Raw genomic sequence first — 18756 nt, 5'->3', positions numbered from 1 at the left:
ATACACAGAAAAGGAGCAAACACGATGAAAAAGGGAATCACGACGAAAAAGGGAGTATCGGGCCTTCTTGCTGTACTAATGGTCATGAGTGTTTTTTTAGCTGCTTGCGGTGACAAGGGGGGGGAGGATCAAAGCGGCCAAACCTATGATCCGAAGTCCAAACTGGAGTTCACTTGGTTAAACGTATTGCATACTGCTTCTCCGCCTACAGAAACGATCAAAAGCAAAATTGAAGAATACACCAATTCTAAAATCACGTTCAATTGGGTGCCGGATGCTTCCAAAGAAGAGAGAATTACCACCGCACTGGCTTCTGGTGAATTGGCTGATATGGTGACGCTGACGATGATGACTAACTCTTCAGTGCGTAGTTCATTGAAATCAGGACTATTCTGGGATGTAGGAAAGTATTTGGATGATTATGAAAATTTGAAGAAGATCCCGCCTGAAGTGCGAGAAGCCGCATCCATTGAAGGGGTACTGTATGGCGTTCCGTTCCAGAAGAATCTGGCGCGGGCGGGTCTGGTCATTCGTCAGGATTGGCTGGATCGCTTAGGATTGAAGGTGCCGACGACATTGGATGAGTTGTATGAAGTTGCGAGAGCGTTTACAGAAGATGATCCGGATGGGAATGGAAAAAAGGATACGACTGGATTTGTAGACAGATCGGATCTACGCTACAGCAGCTTCAAAACTTTAAGTTCCTACTTTGGCACACCTAATGGCTGGAAAGTAGATGAAAGCGGAAAGTTTACGCCGGAATTTGATACTCCCCAATATTTGGAGACCTTAAAGTATTCGAATAAGTTATACAAAAACGGATATCTCTCTAAAGACTTTGCTGTAACCGCTAAAACGGACCAGCAGCAACAATTTGCACAAGGTAAAGCAGGTATTTATACAGGCATGATCGATATCTCTAACCTCAGAACCTTGTCCCAAGGCCTGCAAAAGGGGCTGAAGCTGGTACCAGTTAACAAGATTTCAAATGGAGATGGCAAATACCACGTATGGTCTGAGGGAAGCGGGGTAGGAGGTTTGCTGGCATTTCCGAAATCAGAAGTTAAGACTGAAGCTGAGTTGAAGAGACTGCTGCAATTTGTAGATGATTTAATTGACAAAGATGTATATATGTATATGACCGGTGGTATTGAAGGCACTCATTATAAAATCGAAAAAGATGGAGCCTTCAAAATTACGAATACAGATTTGTGGCAAGCAGATGTTCAGCCATTTTCAAGCTCCAGACCAAGTGAAGTGACTTATAACTTAAAAGATGCCAATCCAGAAAAGGAACTGGCTAATGAATTAGTCCGAGAAAATAATGAATTTGCTGTTCTGGACCCGACCGTGCCACTGGATTCAGTCACCGCTAATGAGCAAGGAACAGAGCTGGAGAAAATCATTACCGACGCCTCCTTCAAATTTATTATGGGTGAGCTTGACGAAGCCGGATTTAAAGCAGCCGTAGAAAACTGGAAAAACTCCGGTGGATCACGGATTACCGCTGAGTATGAGGAAGCGTATAAGAAAACGAAAAAATAATAGCTGAGCATGGCTGTTGCCCCCAGACTCCTTGAATGATTTCTTGGATGTTGAAACCCGGGGGCAGCTTATGCTTTCCCAATACAAAATGGATCTAACATCCACAAAATATAAAGACAGGAGAGAACGAAATGCAATTGTATAACATTGTAGATTATGGAGCAGTTCAGGATGGTACGACGTTGGCTACGGAAGCGATTGCGGCTGCCATTGAAGCGGCCAGCAATGCTGGAGGAGGAACCGTTGTTGTTCCGTCTGGGACGTATCTGACAGGAGCTATCTTTCTGAAAAATAACATTGAGCTACATGTAAGCCCTGGCGCAATTCTGTCCTTCAGTACGGATCTGGCTGATTATCCTGTAGTAGAATCCAGATGGGAGGGCGTTCAGCGGGAAGTACATGCGTCATGTATTTATGGAGAGAACCTTGAGAATATTTCAGTTACAGGTAGCGGAACGCTGGATGGAAATGGTCAGCCGTGGTGGGAAAAGCACCGGAATCATCCAGAGGAGTTACAGTATCCGAGACCCAAATTAATCAGCTTTGACCATTGTCAGCGGGTTACCATTAAAGATGTTATGTTAAAAAATTCCCCCAGTTGGACGGTAAACCCCATCGCTTGCTATAACGTTACGATTGATAATTTGTCCATTCTTAACCCGGCGGACTCCCCCAATACGGATGGCATTAATCCTGAATCCTGTTCCAATGTTCGTATTAGCAACTGCAATATAGATGTGGGCGATGATTGTATTGCGATCAAAGCGGGGACCGAAGATACACAAGAGCGAATTCCATGTGAAAATATTACGATTACCAACTGTACGATGGTGCATGGACATGGCGCAGTTGTACTGGGGAGCGAAATGAGTGGTGATATTCGTAATGTTACGATCAGCAATTGTGTGTTCAAGCAAACAGATCGGGGTATACGTCTGAAATCCAGACGGGGACGTGGCGGAATCATCGAGGATATCCGCGTCAGCAACATTGTGATGGAGGAGGTCATTTGTCCATTTATTCTGAACCTGTATTATTTCTGCGGCCCTCGGGGCAAAGACAAATATGTGTGGGACAAAAATCCCTATCCGATTACCGATGAAACCCCGTGCTTTAGACGAATTCATTTTTCCGATATTACGGCACGACAGGTTCATGCGGCTGCTGGATTCTTATACGGACTAGCAGAACAATATATTGCTGAAATTACATTCTCCAATATTGATATTTCTATGGCTAAAAATGCAATTCCCGGTCGTCCGGCCATGATGACAGGGATCGAAGATATGAATAACCGTGGTTTTTATCTAGGTAACGTGAGGGATATTCGTTTTCAACAGGTGACGATTGAGAATCATCAAGGTCCTGCCTTTTATATTGAGAATGGGGAAGACGTTGAAATCAATCGTTGCCATTCGAAGAATACAGCTCAGCCCGAAAAGCTGATAGAACAAGTAACGATACAACCTTCTGAACAAAATAGGATGAATTAGGAGGACATGAAAGGAGGTACAACGTGGATAAATTACAAGCATTGTTGGGAGACCTTCCGGCAGATCTCCCTATAACGGCAACTCTGTTGAATGAAGAAGAGCGTGAGGGGTACCGACTGGAGTGTCTCCTGCTGGACTTGAACGGGATCGAATCTGTACCCGCTTATGTAGCTACACCCTTGCAAGGGAACGGTCCGTTTCCAATGGTCGTTTTTAACCATTCGCATGGGGGCAACTATACGAATGGACGTAAGGAACTGCTCCATAGCAGCTCTTACTTGCAGCAGCCCTCGTTTGCTACAACCCTGACAGACATGGGGTACTGCGTATGCTGCATTGACATGTGGGGCTTCAATGAACGTGGGGGCAAAACCGAAAGCGAGCTGGTAAAGGAAATGCTCTGGCAGGGCCAAGTGCTGTGGGGCATGATGCTGTATGATAACCGTCGCTTGGTGGATTATATGTGCCAGCGTGAAGACATTGATGCTTCCCGTATCGCAACAATCGGTATGTCGATGGGCGGACTCATGGCATGGTGGATGGCTGCGTTAGATGAACGGATACAGGTTACGGTTGATATTTGTGGACAGGTAGATGCCCATACGCTAATCGCTAAACGGGGATTGGACCATCATGGCTTTTATTCCTATGTCCCCGGCTTGCTGAAGCATTTTACCACCCTTGATATTCAAAAGCGGATCGTACCTCGTCCACGGATGAGTATAACAGGTCAAAATGACCGGATGTGTCCTATTGAAGGAGTCGAGCATTTGGCAAAAGGGTTGCTGGAAGCTTACCAGCAGGCAGGTCACCCAGAGCATTGGCAGCCTGTGATTGCAGGCGGTGGACATATGGAGACGCTGCAAATGCGCACGGCGTGGCAGACATTTTTAGCCAAGCACCTGTAAATCAAATGAAAGGATCGGGGTAATCATGCTAGTTGGAAAAGAATCCTTTTGTGATTTCCATACGATTCAGGAGGCAATTGCTGTATTGGAGCAGTCGGCTTCCAATGAAATGGAAACGTTAACTATTTTATCAGGTATTTATGAGGAAGAGGTGCGAATTTACCGTTCGTATCTTCATATTATAGGCATCGGGCAGGTAGAGATTCGAATGAATCGGTATGCCAAGGAGCGGAATGAAGCGGGTGAGGAAATAGGGACCTTTGCGACACCCACTTTATTTTTAGGCGGTAGCCATCTGATCTTGGAAAATCTCACGATTTCCAACACGGCAGGACAGGGAGAAGCCATTGGGCAGGCCGTTGCGGTATACGCTCATTGCGATGAAACGGTCTTTAGAAACTGTACCTTTAAAGGGCACCAGGATACTTTATTTACAGGCCCTCTACCTCCTGCACCGAAAGAACGACTCCAGTTTGGTGGAATCCATTTGAAGGAGCACCATAGACACTATCGGCAGCTCTATCAGCATTGTTATATAGAGGGTACGGTGGACTTTATTTTTGGTGGGGCTACCGCTTATTTTGAAGATTGCGAAATTCGCAGCTTACGCCATCATGAGAACCAAACGAGCTACGTCACAGCCGCCTCTACGCCGCAAGGACAAGCGTATGGCTATGTATTCAACCAATGCTACCTAACTGCAGAGCCTGATATTACCCCGGTTTTTTTGGGCCGTCCGTGGCGGGAATATGCCAAAACCGTATTTGTCGATTGTAAAATGGGCGATCATATTGACCCACGTGGCTGGGACAATTGGAACAATGTTGCGAACGAGAAAACCGTCTGTTATCAGGAATATAACGGACCCGATGAAGTTGCTACGTTACGTAAGCAGCGTGTTCCGTGGGCGGATTGTTTTGAGGCGGGAACAGAAGCATGGAGCAAGGAACAGGTTTTTGCTGAAGTCACATTTTGGAAGTAAGGAGAAGTGAGGTCTCATGATGATCCAAAATCCCATATTAAAAGGCTTTAATCCCGATCCGTGTATTACACGAGCCCTGGATACTTACTATATTGTGGTGTCATCGTTTGAGTGGCTGCCTGGAGTACGGGTGTACCAGTCCAAAGATTTGGCCCATTGGGAGCACTGCACAGATATTTTGACCGATCAGGTTGACTTAAGAGGTAATCCTAAAAATTGCAGTATTTGGGCACCACAGCTTAGTTATGCGGATAACCTTTTTTATCTGCTCTATACGGATGTGAAAAGCACCAAACGTCCGTTCAAGGATGTTCATAATTTTGTGATGACGGCGCCTACGATCCAAGGACCGTGGTCGGAACCCGTTTATCTGAATAGTAGCGGATTTGATCCGTCTTTATTTCATGATGATGACGAACGCAAATGGCTGTTGAACGCATTGTGGGATTATCGCATGTTGGAAAGCAATAAATCTTCCGGTATCGTCATGCAGGAGTATGATAGCAAGCAACAACAGCTCATTGGGGAGCCTGTTAAAATCTTTGATTGTACTCCTTTGAAGAAAACAGAAGCGCCTCATATCTACAAGCAAAACGGATATTATTATCTTGTTACAGCGGAAGGCGGAACGGGTACGGGGCATGCCGTTACCGTAGCACGCTCGAAGCAAATAACCGGACCATATGAAGTAGACCCGCACAACCCGATGCTTACATCACGTGATCGACTGGATTTCCCGTTACAATGTGCAGGACATGGCAGTCTTGTACAAACACCAGACGGCGAATGGTACATGGCTCATTTATGCACACGCCCGGTAGAGGGGAAATATGCCATTTTGGGACGGGAAACAGCCTTGCAGCAAGTGTACTGGAATGATGAAGGCTGGCTGCGATTAACCGCGGGGGGCCATACGCCTCAATTGGAGGTGCCTGCACCTCAAGGGACAATTTCGGTTAAGCAAGAGCAAAAGAGTAATATTTTCGAGGATTTTTTCGAGGGAGCCCTATTAGATAAAACGTGGAACACATTGCGTATCCTAGCGAACGAGAGCTGGTGTTCATTAAGTCAGCGCCCGGGCTATCTTCGAATCCATGCTGGGGAATCCATACAAAGTCTGTTCCAGCATCACGTGCTTGCCATTCGGCAAACGGATCATCATTTCCGGGTAGAAACAGCACTGGAGTACCAGCCAACAAGCTATTTGCAGATGGCGGGGCTACTACTGTACCTTAATGAAGAAGATTATTTGTACGCCTATATTAGCTATGAGGAAGGACAAGGGAAGGTACTGCGCTTGATGCGATGTGAAGCCAATACATTTACTTTAGTTCCCCAAGCGATTACGCTTCAGGACGATCTTCCTATACATTTAGCAGTGGAAGTCCATGCATCCCACGGGCAATTTTATTATGGAGTCGGAGATAGACCTGCTTGGAAGCGACTTTTTGAAATGCAGGATATCAGCTTTTTATCCGGTGGTTTTACAGGGAATTTTGTAGGTATTGCTGCTCATGATATGCAACAGTTCCAAGGAAGCTACGCTGATTTTTCTCATTTCTTATATCATGGTATGGATCATCTTTCTTCATAAAAAATATTATAATGATGAATGCTGAAAGCACCTTTATGGGTGCTTTTTTGTTTATGCACGTTATCTTTTCACATTATAACTTCGCAAAACCTCCAAAAAAGCGGTGCATGCTTTCGTCTCAAATACTGCAGAAGGGGTCAGAAAAGAAAATTTCCGAATGAACGGGAGATTGAGAATATCCAATACTTCTAATGTTCCCAAAGCAAGTTCCTTCTGAATGACCCATTGGGACAGCAAAGAAATCCCCAAGCCTGCTTCTACAGACTCTTTGATGATCTGTGTACTGCCAAAATTCATCATATGAGAAGGATAAAATCGAAGCTGTGCAAACATCTTTTCAGCCGCCTCCCGGGTTCCAGAGCCTTCTTCCCGCAGAATCCAGATGTCCTCATGCAGCTCATTTATATCCACTTGAGATTTACCAGCCAAACGATGATTTTGCGGAACGACGATATACATTCGATCATCAGCAAATGATTCAATGTGTAGATGGTCATGCTGAAATTCTCCTTCGATAATCCCCACATCCAGTTGATTATGGATCACGAGCTTTTCAATTTCCAATGTATTGCCGATGGTAATGGAGGGCTGAATGAGTGGATACTGGATTCTCATTTGCGCAATCACATGCGGCAGCACATATTCGCCATACGTGTAGCTTGCACCAATAGACAGGTTACCCTTTGCCGTATGCATTAGCTCATCCACCAAGTACTGCATACGTGTATGGAGTCGGATAATCTCCTGGGCATGATGATACACAATTTCACCTGCTTTGGTTAAGCGCACATATTTATTACTACGCTCCAGGAGACGGGTTCCTACGCTACGTTCCAGCATTTGAATATACTGACTTACCGCAGGTTGGGTCATGTGTAATACCTCGGCAGCTCGTGTGAAGTTTTGTTTCTCTGCGACCCTAACAAATACGATTAAAGATTGGTCCAAAGCCCATTCCTCCAAATTTATTATATCTATTTACTTATTATCATAATTATAATGATTTATTTTTCTTATGACAAAAAACATATTAAGCTGGATGTATGTAGAATTGGAGGGGTTCACCATGAATAGTCATACACAACATACCAAATTATTTTCGAACAGAGGGCGATTATTCCAGCGTATATTTGGCATTATCCTAACGATGTTATTTGCTTTGGCAGGCTACGGTCTGAACGAATTGCCAGGCTTTCATTATGTAGGTCCATTGGCTTGTGCCATGTTTCTCGCTATTCTGTACCGACAGTTGTGGGGATACCCTGAAGCTGTGCGCTCAGGGGTTGAGTTTTCAGCAAAGAAAATACTACGCGGAGCGATTGTGTTATTTGGGCTGAAGCTGAATATGGATGTTGTCATTCATCATGGACTGGGTTTACTTTTGCGTGATGTGGGCACCGTTGTATTTTCCATCTTTTTTACGGTTTGGCTGGCAAAACGTTTCAAGGCAGATGCTTCGCTTTCGCTTCTTCTTGGTATTGGAACAGGAGTTTGCGGTGCAGCAGCGATTGCAGCGGTTTCTCCCTTGTTAAAATCCAAAGATGAGGATACAGCCATAGGAGTAGGACTCATTGCCTTGGTTGGTACGATATTTGCCATTTTGTTTACCGTGCTTCGACCCTGGCTTCCTTTGACGGATATGCAATATGGGATCTGGTCGGGCGTCAGTTTACATGAAATTGCACATGTGGCCTTAGCTGCAGCGCCTGCCGGACAGGATGCTCTTGCAATGGGCTTATTAGCCAAACTGGGGCGTGTTTTCTTGCTCATACCGCTCAGCTTTGTTTTAATGGTTTGGATGAAACGAACCGGAAAAATTCGTACAGATGCTAAAGTGGAGTTTCCCTGGTTCCTCATCGGCTTTATGGCTACAAGTGTTGTGGGCAGCTATGTTTTTGGAAAATATATTGTAGTTCCATCTAGTCTGACAAACGGAATTTCTCAAGTTACCACCTTTATGTTAACGATGGCTATGGTAGGTATGGGGCTGAATGTGAGCTTTAAGGCTTTGCGAGAGAAAGCAATGCTTCCCTTACTGGTACTGTCTGTTACCTCGATTATTCTTATAGGTTTAACATTTTTAACAGTATGAACATGAAGTATTCGTTTGTGATAAGATTGCTAGTAAACCAGATTAATAAAACTGGAAAAAGCTCTGCTTGCTATATAGCTGGTAGAGTTTTTTAGTACTTTTGTATGATAAAACTGAAATATGTACTGAATCAATCGTAACTTTTTACATATGATTCGCGTCTATCAAAATGGAGGTCCTGAGAATCATAGAGTGCAAGAATTTCATAAGCGAAAATATAGAGAATGGTAGGGTACATAATGAAGAAAATTTGTTTATTTGCTTTTTTGTTTCTGTTTCTACTAGCATTTCCAAGAGAGAGTCACGCTGCCTCTTCGAGTTCACATCTTCAGTTAGACGGTAAAGATATAAGTGTTGGCAAAGGTGTTCAGATTCAAGAAGTAAAGGGGAATATACTGGTTCCACTCCGTCTCATTGTAGAGGAATTGGGTTATAGCGTGAATTGGGAGTCCAAGACAGGGACCATAACTATACATAAGCAAAATCTTAACCTCAGTCTTCAGGTCAACAATCCCATGGCCTCTGTTAATGATCATCAAATGGGATTGGCTGTAGCGCCTTTGCTTAGAGAGGGGACGACTTATGTTCCGCTTCGCTTTGTATCCGAACAGACAGGGGTTGATGTGGTCTGGAACAACGAGCTTAAAACCGTGTTCCTGACGACTCCACCTGCTTCAAGCGGGAATAGCGAGTCCACTCATGATCATTCTGCTACTCCAGCTGTAAGTAATCCTAAAGAGAGTGCGCGCACGGCTATAAACCAAATTAGCTTCGCTAATCACCAATTGACTATAGCTGTTAATGGAAAAGTAACCCCCAAAGTAACTACGTTGACTCATGCAGACCGTATTGTTGTAGACATACCGGATACAAAGTTTGCTGAGGAATTTCTAGCATCGCAATCATTTGACAATAGTGGACAAGGAAGTTTTCCAGTCACAGAAGATCCAGATGTTTCCCAAGTAAGATATTCCATGTTTAGTACAACTCCCGCATCGGTACGTATTGTGGTTGATCTTAATAACAGCACACCTTTTCATATACTCAATGCAGATGATGGTAAGGTTGTTATAGCATTGGATCAGGAAACGGAGGAGCCATCAACTACCGAGAACGTTTTACCTACCATACCTGTTGCACCTGTGATTTCTTCCGATGGACACGCGCAAGGGATTGACGTCTCACACTATAATGGCAATATTGATTGGCAGCAAGTGGCAGCGGCAGGTAAAACATTTGCTTTTATTAAAGCTACAGAGGGCACAAAATATCAAGATAATCAATTTTTGATAAATGTACAGGGTGCCAGAGAGGCTAACATCTTGGTTGGCGCTTACCACTTTTTGAACGCAACTACCGCGGATGGAGCTCGTCAGGAAGCTGCTAACTTTGCTAGGGCTCTAGATTCAGCAGGAGGCAGGCTGGATCTGCCCCCTGTGATGGACTATGAAAATAACCCCAAAGGTCTTACTCCTGCACAAATTAATGAAGTGGCTCATGCCTTTTTGGATGAAATGGAGAGGCTTACCGGACGTCAGCCGATCGTATACACGGGTAATGTCTTTGCTTCCAAGTTTGATCCTACATTTTCTATGTATAAACTGTGGGTAGCCCGATACAGCACTACGCAAAAGCCGACCGCGGTTCCAGCTTGGAATAACTGGTGGGCTTGGCAGTACAGTAGCACAGGCAGTGTTCCGGGTATTCGAGGCCAAGTGGATTTGGATGAATACAACGGAACGATAGATGAACTCCGGGCTTCACTTGGAGGAGAGCTCGATTAGCATAATCATATCATGATCAATCCTCGCGAATCCGGAATAGGATCTGCGAGGATTTTTAATGTCTGTTTTGTTTAGTTGGGCATGATCCATACGATTTCGCTGATTCGAACAAAGAATTTTTTCCCATATACATCTAAAATGACATGGTCGGGCTTACAATCAACTACGCATCCATCAATTCTGCCACGAGTGGTCTCAAGTACAACGTACTTGCCGATCACCGATTTTAATGTTTCTACGACGTATGGATCTACAGGGTGCACCACGACGTGATGAGAGGTAGGATGGTGAGGAAAAGGTTGATTAACGTTGTAATTGAGCATTTGATTTGAATTCAATTGCTTCACTCCTTCAAGATTAGTTGTGTTATCCTATGCTCCTGCCTAGGAAAGGTGTAGGCTAATGCCCATCAGCGAAAACATTCATAACATTGCCAAAAAGCCCGGTCCATAGGAAAGCTCAATACATAAGCTATGTTGTACCTTGAATTGAAGGAGGCAATGACCATGAGTGAATGTGAAAGAGGTTGTGGCGGCGGTTCAGTAGGAGGCTACCCAGGAGTTTGGACATCGACAGGAGCTATTCTGGTACTGTTCATTCTGCTCGTTATCATTACGAAGTCTTTATGGGTTTAATTTAAAATGAGTAGCTTAACCCCCCATCGGTATATAACTGATGGGGGGTTAAGTGTTTTAGAGGATGGAATAAATGATAAAACACCTCAAATAACAGCGTACAAGCCCTACACAAATGGTGCCGGGCGAGACAGCTGTCATTTGAGGTACATTGGCATCTATAGACAGGAACGGACAATGGGTCAGGGATTAAATTAACGCAATCGCCAGCAGGGTGAACAGGCTCAATGTTAAGATTTGATTCCCATACCCGTAGCCAGGGTAAAAGGCAGACGTTTGTACACGTCCGTTCCGTTCTGTTTTTAAGTACACATTATTACGATCCACATCCATAATGGTTCCTTCGTACTGTTTTCCGTCCATGGTGAGAATACGTACCTTTTTATTCATGCAGTTCAAACAGTTGTAGTAAGCGTCCATTCCATCACCCCCTCTTATACATTGGCATTTTATGAGAGGGACGGTCTTATGGTAACGGCGAACATACAGGGAAAAGGTATTCCCTCGAACTTAGGACCTGACTAGAGTTAGCCTATTCTTGATAGGGATTAAAAGAGAAGCCAGGATATCCGTTAGTATAGGCGTAATCTCTTTGGGGGACGGCTTGATAGTGTGGTGAAGTATCAGCAAGCCTCACATGTATCCCAGGTTTTCGGGGGGGGCTGCTGCTTGCAGTCATTGGGAGGACCGATGATGACAGGCTTTTTAATAGGGACGAGCGCTTCCTGAACCTTATTCTCATCCAGGCAGTAAGTATGAGCCATAATGTTATTTGGCGTTAGGCGCAAAATGTCAGATCCCAGTATAAATTCAGGGGTCGGGGCATCAAAAATCGTCAACAAATGAGTGTTATCCATCGTGGCGACCAGATAATGCCACCATCCTTGAGGGACGTTAGCCACTTGGCCAGGTGTGATCGGAAAATGTCGTAACTCGCGGGTAAAGGGGTTAATCAGTGACACGGTTACGGCTCCAGAGATGCAGTAGACCAGTTCTGTGGCATTTTGATGATAGTGAGGCTCCACAACATTAGCAGTGCTGAGGCGAATATCCAGCAGCGATACATTTGCCAATGTATTCAGCTGCTGGATCGACAGCTCGTTGATCGAATTTTGAGCATCCTTCTGAAACAAAACATTGTCTCTTAAATCATAGGTGAATTGTACAGTAGGAGAGGTGTAATCCATATATGAATTCACGCGTCGTTTCCAGCCTTTCTGTTATTCGAAATTTGAGGATCGTACGCTACCCTATGCATACGCCTATATATGTGTGCGCGGAAATGTGATTTGAATTCATAGAAATCAGGCTTCGGTCCCGGGTAAGTTAAAGCGAAAAATAGCGAAAAAAGTCACGTATTCAAGTGTGTCCAGAACATGCTCCATTGCTTTTAATACACGTCATTCCTTTAGGGATGGCGTTTTATTTGCTTGGGTAGTCTTAGGACCAGAGCCGGATGATACGTAAATGCGGCTTGTGGTATACTGCAACGGACGTGTGAAAGCATGATTGTCCCATTCCGTATGTAGCCACGCGTCATTTCTGCAGCTAGGCATAAGTTATGTCATAAGAAACATCATCGGATAAACGTCCCTGAGTTGTACAGGCCGGAATGGTTGCACCGGACAGAACATGAAAGAGGAGGTTGTCTGGAATATGAAAAAATTATCTATTTTAATCCTGTCCTGCGCATGTATGTTAGGTACTGTATTTTCAGCCGCACCAGGACAAGCACAAGCACAATCGTCAGCTTTGAAGAAAGGGGTTCAAAGCGAACGGGTGCTGGAGCTTCAACAGCAGCTTCATTCGCTCGGTTATTTCAAAGCCGGGTTTACTGGGTACTATGGTTCTCTGACCAGTAAAGCGGTGACTCGTTTTCAACGGGATAACGGTCTGACACCTGATGGAGTAGCCGGAGCGGCTACACAAGCCAAGCTGAAATCCTTCGGTAAGGTGCGCGTAACCGCGCTGGATCAACTGGCTCGTATCATTTATTCTGAGGCGCGCGGAGAATCGTTTGAAGGTCAAGTGGCTGTCGGCGCTGTCGTATTAAACCGTGTTCAGTCCGGCGAGTTTCCAAGCTCGATCCCGGACGTTATTTTGCAGCCTGGCCAATTCACCGCTGTACAGGATGGACAATACCGCCTGAAACCCAACAAGACTGCGTACCGCGCAGCCAGACAGGCACTTAATGGTGCTGATCCGACCAATGGGTCCTTGTTTTATTACAACCCGGCCATTGCCACAGCCAAATGGAGTAAAAGTCGCCCGGCTGTCATCTCACTCGGTCGCCATACGTTTACGAATTAATTTCACATGAGAATACGCAAATTTCTAGCCGTCAGTTGCTTCTTTAGGAGCAGTGACGGTTTTTTATATTCGCAAATTTGTAATATTTTAGTGGTGATTTATCTGATTTAATATTAAAAATTCTACCTATTATTCCGATACTCTTAATAGACAAAAAAATGAAATTAAAGGAGTCTTTCTAAAATGAGTCAACATCCTTACACTATCGAAGTAGATCAAGCCATGAAAACGGTACATATGGCGGTGAATGGAGTGTTTAGCCAGGAGGAGTATGATAGCTTTGTAAAAGATTATGTAGCCAAAACCTCATCCATTCAGGCGTCCAGCTTTACACTCAAGGTAGATTGTACCCAGATGGCACTTTTGGGTCCGGGAGAAGTGGAAAAATTGAAGGGCTCATTTGTACGTTATAAAGAAACCGGATTTGCCAAAGTAATCTTTGGTATCAGCCTTCAACAAACCATTATTAAAATGCAGCTTGGTCGAGTAGCACGCGAAGCAGGATTAAACAACGTAGATATTGTTGTACAATAATGCGCTGACGTATGTGTAAGGGGGAAGCCTGATGAGCCATATCAAAATAAAAGCACTGGGTGTGTACCATCCGTCCCATTCGTTGGATAACGAATACTATGTTCGCCATTTTGACGAGCGGGGCAAGGATATTCGACGTTTCATGGAGCATATGGGCAGAAGACAGCGTTATATCATTGATGACCCGAACGAAAACGGTTTAACCATGGGAATTGCGGCTGCACAAAAAGCTCTGGAACAGGCTGGTATGACAGGCCGTGACGTGGATATGATCGTGTTCTCCACTCAAGTTCCTGAGTCACTGTTTCCGATGAATGCCTTGTTTGTTCACCATGCGATTGGGGCCAGACATGATGTGGCCGTGATGGATTCCAACGCGAATTGTGCAGGGATGACAGTCGCTGTCGATCAAGCCAGTCGGTCGATGTTATCTAATCCTGACGTGCGGACAGCGCTTATTATCGGGTCGGATTATAATTCACTCATTTCCGGTCCGGAGGATGAGATTACTTATGCGAACTATGGAGATGCTGCATGTGCGGTTATTTTGGAGCGTACAGAAGAAGACACCGGATTTATAGATTCTATGTATTTTACGGACCCAGTCAATATAGATAAAATTTTGTACCCGGCTCAGGGATTAGCGGCAACACTCCAAAGGAATGCTCCCGGAAAATATATTCAGTGGCTTCCGTTCGATGCTAATATGGCCTTGCCTCCTACATTTGATCTGCTTGAACGCATTTTAAAAAAGAATGGGCTGTCGCCTCAGGATGTACGGGCTTATTGTCTGTCTCAGTTCTCGTTAGCAAATGTATTAAAGATTCAGGATCACTTGGAGCTAGAGGATACCCAAATGATTTATGTGGGTGATCGATATGGTTACACAGGAACCAGTAGCCCGTTCATTGCTCTACATGAAGGTATTGAATCGGGTCGTATCCGGCGCGGTGATTATGTGCTGTTCTGGACGATTGGAGCTGGGTATCAGCTGGTTGCTATGTTGTTTAAATATTAGTTATGCGAAGACCTTGCAGCTGCAAGGTCTTTTTGTGTATCACACAATGACAATTGTAATGATTTGGTTGTGTTATGTTTGATTATTTTGTAAAATTTAAACATTGAATTCATAAGGGAGAGCTTATATTGCGGACATCGGATAGCATGATAATTATGACAGAAAACATAGCACACATTTCATAATAGGAGCTGAAGGGTCATTAAGATCGAAAATTTATTTTATGGAGAACGAATAAAGCTGGCCGCAGTCAGGGAAGAAGATGCCGAAGTGATGTTCAAATGGGGTGAGGATGCGAAGTATCTGCGAAATGTAGATACGGATTTAGCGCTTCCTTACACGTTGAAACAGATGGAGTCAGAAGGATCTCCCAGATCTAACGAGGTCTATTTTCGATTAAGAACATTGGCAGATGATGTCCTGATCGGATTTGTTGCTATCCACGGGATTGAGTGGAATAATCGCAGCGGACAACTGGCAATAGGTATAGGTAATACGGAGTACCGTGGCAAGGGCTTTGGGGCAGAAGCTGTAGGTCTCATTCTTCGGTATGCGTTTTATGAGCTCAATTTAAATCGGGTCGGCTTGGATGTGATTGAGTACAATACACAAGCGATCCGAACTTATGAGAAGGCGGGGTTCCAGCTTGAGGGTAGAGTTCGTTCCGCTGTTCTTCGTGATGGCAACAGTTATGATCGTATCATGATGGGTATCCTGTATTCTGAATGGAGCTCGACTGTTCAAGTATAATAGATACACAATTTGTTCATAAAATATTCCATAATAAGCCTTTTAATAATGTGAAAAGAGGTTTATAGTTAAGGGGTCACATGCCCAAATGGTTATTAATTTGAGTATGAGTCAAAGCTGAGGAGGAATTTACATGGCAAACGTTGTAAGATCCATCACTTCACCCAAGAAATTTATTTCTGGACAAAATCTGCTCTCGTCGTTAAATGACTATATTAAGGATTATGGCGATAAAGCCTTTGTTATCTGCGATGAGTTCATACTTGAAAGGGCCCAAAAGGAGGCAGGCGCTTCAATTGAAGCAGCTGGTAACCAAGTGGTCTTCGAGAAATTCCAATATGAATGTACAAAAGAAGAGATTGATCGTAACCGCGAATTGGTGCGTAAACATGGTTCGAACATTATCATAGGCATTGGCGGGGGAAAAACATTGGATACCGCTAAGGCAACGGCTTATTATGAAAAGCTGCCTGTTGTTATTTTCCCAACGATTGCTTCTACAGATGCTCCTTGTACCGCGCTTGCGGTTATATACAAAAAAGATGGCTCTTTTGATGAATATCTGTTCCTGCCTACTAATCCAGACGTTGTACTGGCGGATACAGGCATTCTGGCAGCAGCGCCTGCACGTTTCTTTGCAGCTGGAATCGGTGATGCACTGGCCACTTATTTTGAAGCTCGTGCTTGCTATCAGGCCAACGGGGATAACCTGGTTCTGAATAAGCCTTCCACTACAGGGCTGGGACTTGCTCGTCTTTGTTATGATACGTTGCTGGAAAATGCTGTGAAGGCCAAACGTGCTGTGGATCGTAAAGTATATACTCGTGCGGTGGAGGATACGATTGAAGCTACCATTTATCTGAGCGGTGTTGGTGCAGAATCAGGTGGATTGGCAGCAGCACACGCCATTCATAATGGTATGACGGCTGTTCCTTCGCTTCATAAAGCACAGCATGGTGAGAAAGTCACATTTGGTTTGTTAACCCAGCTAGTGCTGGAAAATGCACCGAAAGAAGAACTGGAAACCGTGATTAAACTGGTTAAGGATGTAGGTCTTCCATTGACACTTCGTGACTTGGGTGTAGAGGAATTTGTTGAGGCTGAATGGCGCCAAGTGGCTGAAGCTGCTTGTGCATCGAATGATACAATGGTCAACATGCCGTTCCCGGTTAGTCCTGCTGACGTGTACAATGCAATCATTGCAGCGAATGCAATAGCAGAATCCTATCAAGAATAGTTTCTTCCTAAATCACGAAAATGGGTTTGCAAAAACGGGTCTGTCACATCACTGGCAGACCCGTTTCGTGTACGTGCACTACATGAGAAACGAAAGAAGGATACCAGGGACTTATATCCTATCTTGTTCTGACCGATATACATGTAACAGGGAGATTAGGTTGGTTACACAGCAGGAGGAGATTTGATGTTGGTGCATGGTAAAACACGTAGGGGCAACTTGTACATCCATATGTCCAGCGGTTTTCACAAAATTGGAGATTATCGGGAAGAATACTCTGTAGCACCGGGTGATCGGCTGATGTCTAGACTGTCCAAGCGGATCTACACCATTGTATCCGTACATCTTGGAGAAGAGGCATATGCCGATATTGATCTAGAAGAGGTTATCAGGAATAGTTAGAGAACTTTATTTGGATTTTGGTATAAAAAAGCTTTCACTTTGCTTCTAGAGCGAAGTGAAAGCTTTTTTCTTTCAGTCCAGAGATTCATGAAGAAGGTCTCGTGTAATGATATTATTTTGGTTCATAAAATGTCTGATTGCTGCTTGTGAATTGGTTGCCGACAGTTCCTTACCCCATGTCATGGCATAGGCCCAGGCTGGCTGGTTCTGCAGCACCTTCGCACTCGGCAGAATATTACTTTCTCCGATTCCCATAGGCTTGCCCTGCGCAAGCTTTAGTAATTCGGTGTAGTAAGAGGATTTGTAATCATTGTTATAGATATCAGCTGCAAGAATATCTACCCGGTTAATACCTGGGAAGGAAAGATCATAAGGAGTGCTATATGCGTTTGGGGCATTGGGACTCCACACCCACAACAGGTTATCCAGATGATGGACATGAGTAAATCGATCATACATTAAATTCCACAACTTGGCGTAATTTTGCTTGTCTCCCCACCAAAACCAGTTGCCGTTCATTTCATGATAGGGCCTCCATAAAACAGGTACATCCGCGTCTCGTAAGGTCTTAAGGGACAGAGCCACCTCATCCAGATCGGCGATCAGTTGTTTATATTGCGGGGTACCTGGCGTGATGTAACGATTAAATTCAGCTTGAGTAATTTTTGCTTGTACGTTTTTCCACGTTTTGGGTTTGCCCGGTAGCGCCTGATGGAAGGTAACAGCTACGATTCCGCCGCCCCGACTCCATTGGATAGCACTATTCACAACATGCTGACGTTGCTCTCGTAGGGCCGTAAGAGACTGATTGGCTAATCCTCCAAACTCATAGCCGTGAAGCCCTGCGTATTGTCCGCTGATTTGTTGTAGCTTGTTATTTTGTTCATCCGGTGCCTCTAAGTAATCATGCTGCCCGGAAATTAGCATACCATCCGGTACATTAGATAGGTAGGCAAGTAATTGCTTGGCTTTGGCAGAGGCCTGAACATTAATTGGCGGGGCGGCATCGGCAACAATGAACGATTGCTGAGAGCCGCTGAAGAGTAAAACAAGCATTAGCAGTAGCACCCTCTGTAACCAAAAGCGTGTTGAGTGAGATTTCATGGCGCTCCTCCTTTGATGCATGGTAATGGGATTAGTATTTTTCTTTTTGCTTTCTAAGCTGTATATAGGCACCAATAATAATCACCAGCAGACTAATCATGGCCCATCCATTGAATTCCTGTGAGTGTATCCAGTTGTCCCATACAAGGAAGCCTAAAATTACAACGAGCAAACTCATTGTGAGATACATTTTGGTTTGTGCTGGACGTTGAGTGCGTTTCGAAATCCAATGTATGATGCCGAAAACGATGGCTGCCTGAAATAAAAATATACCCATTATCATTAAACTTGCTAAAAAGATTGGGGACATCGGTATCCTCCTCCTGGGTTTACAAACAGAATATGCAGGTTGTAAACGGAATGTGGAT

General features: G+C 44.4%; 19 protein-coding genes and 1 pseudogene. 14 read left to right on the top strand and 6 right to left on the bottom strand.

The features are described 5' to 3' along the window. Positions 1–24: 24 nt before the first annotated feature. The 5 genes from MKY16_RS15340 (at position 25) to MKY16_RS15320 (ending at position 6522) form a co-directional block, all read left to right on the top strand. Positions 25–1545: an extracellular solute-binding protein gene (locus MKY16_RS15340; protein WP_029517726.1), complete on the top strand. Its 1521-nt coding sequence runs from the start codon at positions 25–27 to the stop codon at positions 1543–1545. Between the two features lie 131 nt (positions 1546–1676). Beyond that, positions 1677–3038, top strand: coding sequence for a glycoside hydrolase family 28 protein (locus tag MKY16_RS15335; protein ID WP_340955933.1), 1362 nt, complete (start codon positions 1677–1679; stop codon positions 3036–3038). Positions 3039–3061: 23 nt separating this feature from the next. Beyond that, positions 3062–3946: a dienelactone hydrolase family protein gene (locus tag MKY16_RS15330; RefSeq protein ID WP_340955931.1), complete on the top strand. Its 885-nt coding sequence runs from the start codon at positions 3062–3064 to the stop codon at positions 3944–3946. Positions 3947–3971: 25 nt separating this feature from the next. After that, positions 3972–4928 carry a pectinesterase family protein gene (locus MKY16_RS15325; RefSeq protein WP_029517723.1) on the top strand — a complete coding sequence of 319 codons (957 nt, stop codon included), beginning with the start codon at positions 3972–3974 and terminating at the stop codon, positions 4926–4928. Positions 4929–4944: 16 nt separating this feature from the next. Further along, positions 4945–6522 carry a glycoside hydrolase family 43 protein gene (locus MKY16_RS15320; RefSeq protein WP_340955929.1) on the top strand — a complete coding sequence of 526 codons (1578 nt, stop codon included), beginning with the start codon at positions 4945–4947 and terminating at the stop codon, positions 6520–6522. 60 nt (positions 6523–6582) lie between these two features. Here the strand turns inward: MKY16_RS15320 and MKY16_RS15315 are convergent, their stop codons facing one another. Further along, positions 6583–7470: a LysR family transcriptional regulator gene (locus MKY16_RS15315; protein ID WP_029517721.1), complete on the bottom strand. Its 888-nt coding sequence runs from the start codon at positions 7468–7470 to the stop codon at positions 6583–6585. Between the two features lie 118 nt (positions 7471–7588). Here MKY16_RS15315 and MKY16_RS15310 point away from each other — a divergent pair, with 118 nt between their 5' ends. Beyond that, a complete protein-coding gene (locus MKY16_RS15310) occupies positions 7589–8614 on the top strand; it encodes a YeiH family protein (RefSeq protein ID WP_069010298.1) in 1026 nt (341 codons plus the stop codon). Positions 8615–8853: 239 nt separating this feature from the next. Continuing rightward, complete coding sequence (locus tag MKY16_RS15305; protein ID WP_029517719.1) at positions 8854–10398, top strand: GH25 family lysozyme; 1545 nt, start codon at positions 8854–8856, stop codon at positions 10396–10398. 71 nt (positions 10399–10469) lie between these two features. Here MKY16_RS15305 and MKY16_RS15300 read toward each other — a convergent pair whose 3' ends face one another. After that, positions 10470–10736 carry a DUF2642 domain-containing protein gene (locus MKY16_RS15300; RefSeq protein WP_025719729.1) on the bottom strand — a complete coding sequence of 89 codons (267 nt, stop codon included), beginning with the start codon at positions 10734–10736 and terminating at the stop codon, positions 10470–10472. A gap of 168 nt (positions 10737–10904) precedes the next feature. On the opposite strand from MKY16_RS15300, the gene MKY16_RS15295 reads away from it, so the two are divergent. Next, the gene (locus MKY16_RS15295) at positions 10905–11033 is read left to right on the top strand and encodes a hypothetical protein (protein WP_013371969.1); all 129 of its coding nucleotides are present in this window, start codon (positions 10905–10907) and stop codon (positions 11031–11033) included. Between the two features lie 189 nt (positions 11034–11222). On the opposite strand, the gene MKY16_RS15290 is transcribed toward MKY16_RS15295, so the two are convergent. Next, positions 11223–11453 carry a hypothetical protein gene (locus MKY16_RS15290; RefSeq protein WP_029517718.1) on the bottom strand — a complete coding sequence of 77 codons (231 nt, stop codon included), beginning with the start codon at positions 11451–11453 and terminating at the stop codon, positions 11223–11225. Between the two features lie 112 nt (positions 11454–11565). Next, positions 11566–12232: pseudogene (locus tag MKY16_RS15285) on the bottom strand (cupin domain-containing protein). Positions 12233–12689: 457 nt separating this feature from the next. On the opposite strand from MKY16_RS15285, the gene MKY16_RS15280 reads away from it, so the two are divergent. The 6 genes from MKY16_RS15280 (at position 12690) to MKY16_RS15255 (ending at position 17284) form a co-directional block, all read left to right on the top strand. Beyond that, positions 12690–13343, top strand: a complete 654-nt coding sequence (locus tag MKY16_RS15280; protein WP_340932626.1) for a cell wall hydrolase — start codon at positions 12690–12692, stop codon at positions 13341–13343. Positions 13344–13526: 183 nt separating this feature from the next. Beyond that, on the top strand, positions 13527–13877 hold the full coding sequence (locus tag MKY16_RS15275; protein WP_029517714.1) for a hypothetical protein: 351 nt from the start codon (positions 13527–13529) through the stop codon (positions 13875–13877). 31 nt (positions 13878–13908) lie between these two features. Further along, positions 13909–14895: a ketoacyl-ACP synthase III gene (locus MKY16_RS15270; RefSeq protein ID WP_340955927.1), complete on the top strand. Its 987-nt coding sequence runs from the start codon at positions 13909–13911 to the stop codon at positions 14893–14895. A 201-nt stretch (positions 14896–15096) separates the two neighbouring features. Next, on the top strand, positions 15097–15645 hold the full coding sequence (locus MKY16_RS15265) for a GNAT family N-acetyltransferase (protein WP_029517712.1): 549 nt from the start codon (positions 15097–15099) through the stop codon (positions 15643–15645). 133 nt (positions 15646–15778) lie between these two features. Beyond that, the gene (locus MKY16_RS15260; protein WP_029517711.1) at positions 15779–16882 is read left to right on the top strand and encodes a glycerol dehydrogenase; all 1104 of its coding nucleotides are present in this window, start codon (positions 15779–15781) and stop codon (positions 16880–16882) included. Between the two features lie 186 nt (positions 16883–17068). Continuing rightward, positions 17069–17284 carry a hypothetical protein gene (locus MKY16_RS15255; RefSeq protein WP_013311038.1) on the top strand — a complete coding sequence of 72 codons (216 nt, stop codon included), beginning with the start codon at positions 17069–17071 and terminating at the stop codon, positions 17282–17284. Positions 17285–17356: 72 nt separating this feature from the next. On the opposite strand, the gene MKY16_RS15250 is transcribed toward MKY16_RS15255, so the two are convergent. Beyond that, positions 17357–18388: a glycosyl hydrolase gene (locus MKY16_RS15250; protein ID WP_029517710.1), complete on the bottom strand. Its 1032-nt coding sequence runs from the start codon at positions 18386–18388 to the stop codon at positions 17357–17359. Between the two features lie 31 nt (positions 18389–18419). Beyond that, on the bottom strand, positions 18420–18698 hold the full coding sequence (locus tag MKY16_RS15245; RefSeq protein ID WP_340955925.1) for a hypothetical protein: 279 nt from the start codon (positions 18696–18698) through the stop codon (positions 18420–18422). Positions 18699–18756: the final 58 nt, after the last annotated feature.

This window comes from Paenibacillus sp. FSL L8-0641 (genome assembly GCF_038006265.1).
Taxonomy (GTDB): domain Bacteria; phylum Bacillota; class Bacilli; order Paenibacillales; family Paenibacillaceae; genus Paenibacillus; species Paenibacillus polymyxa_D.
This window is presented reverse-complemented; position numbering and strand designations above follow the sequence as displayed.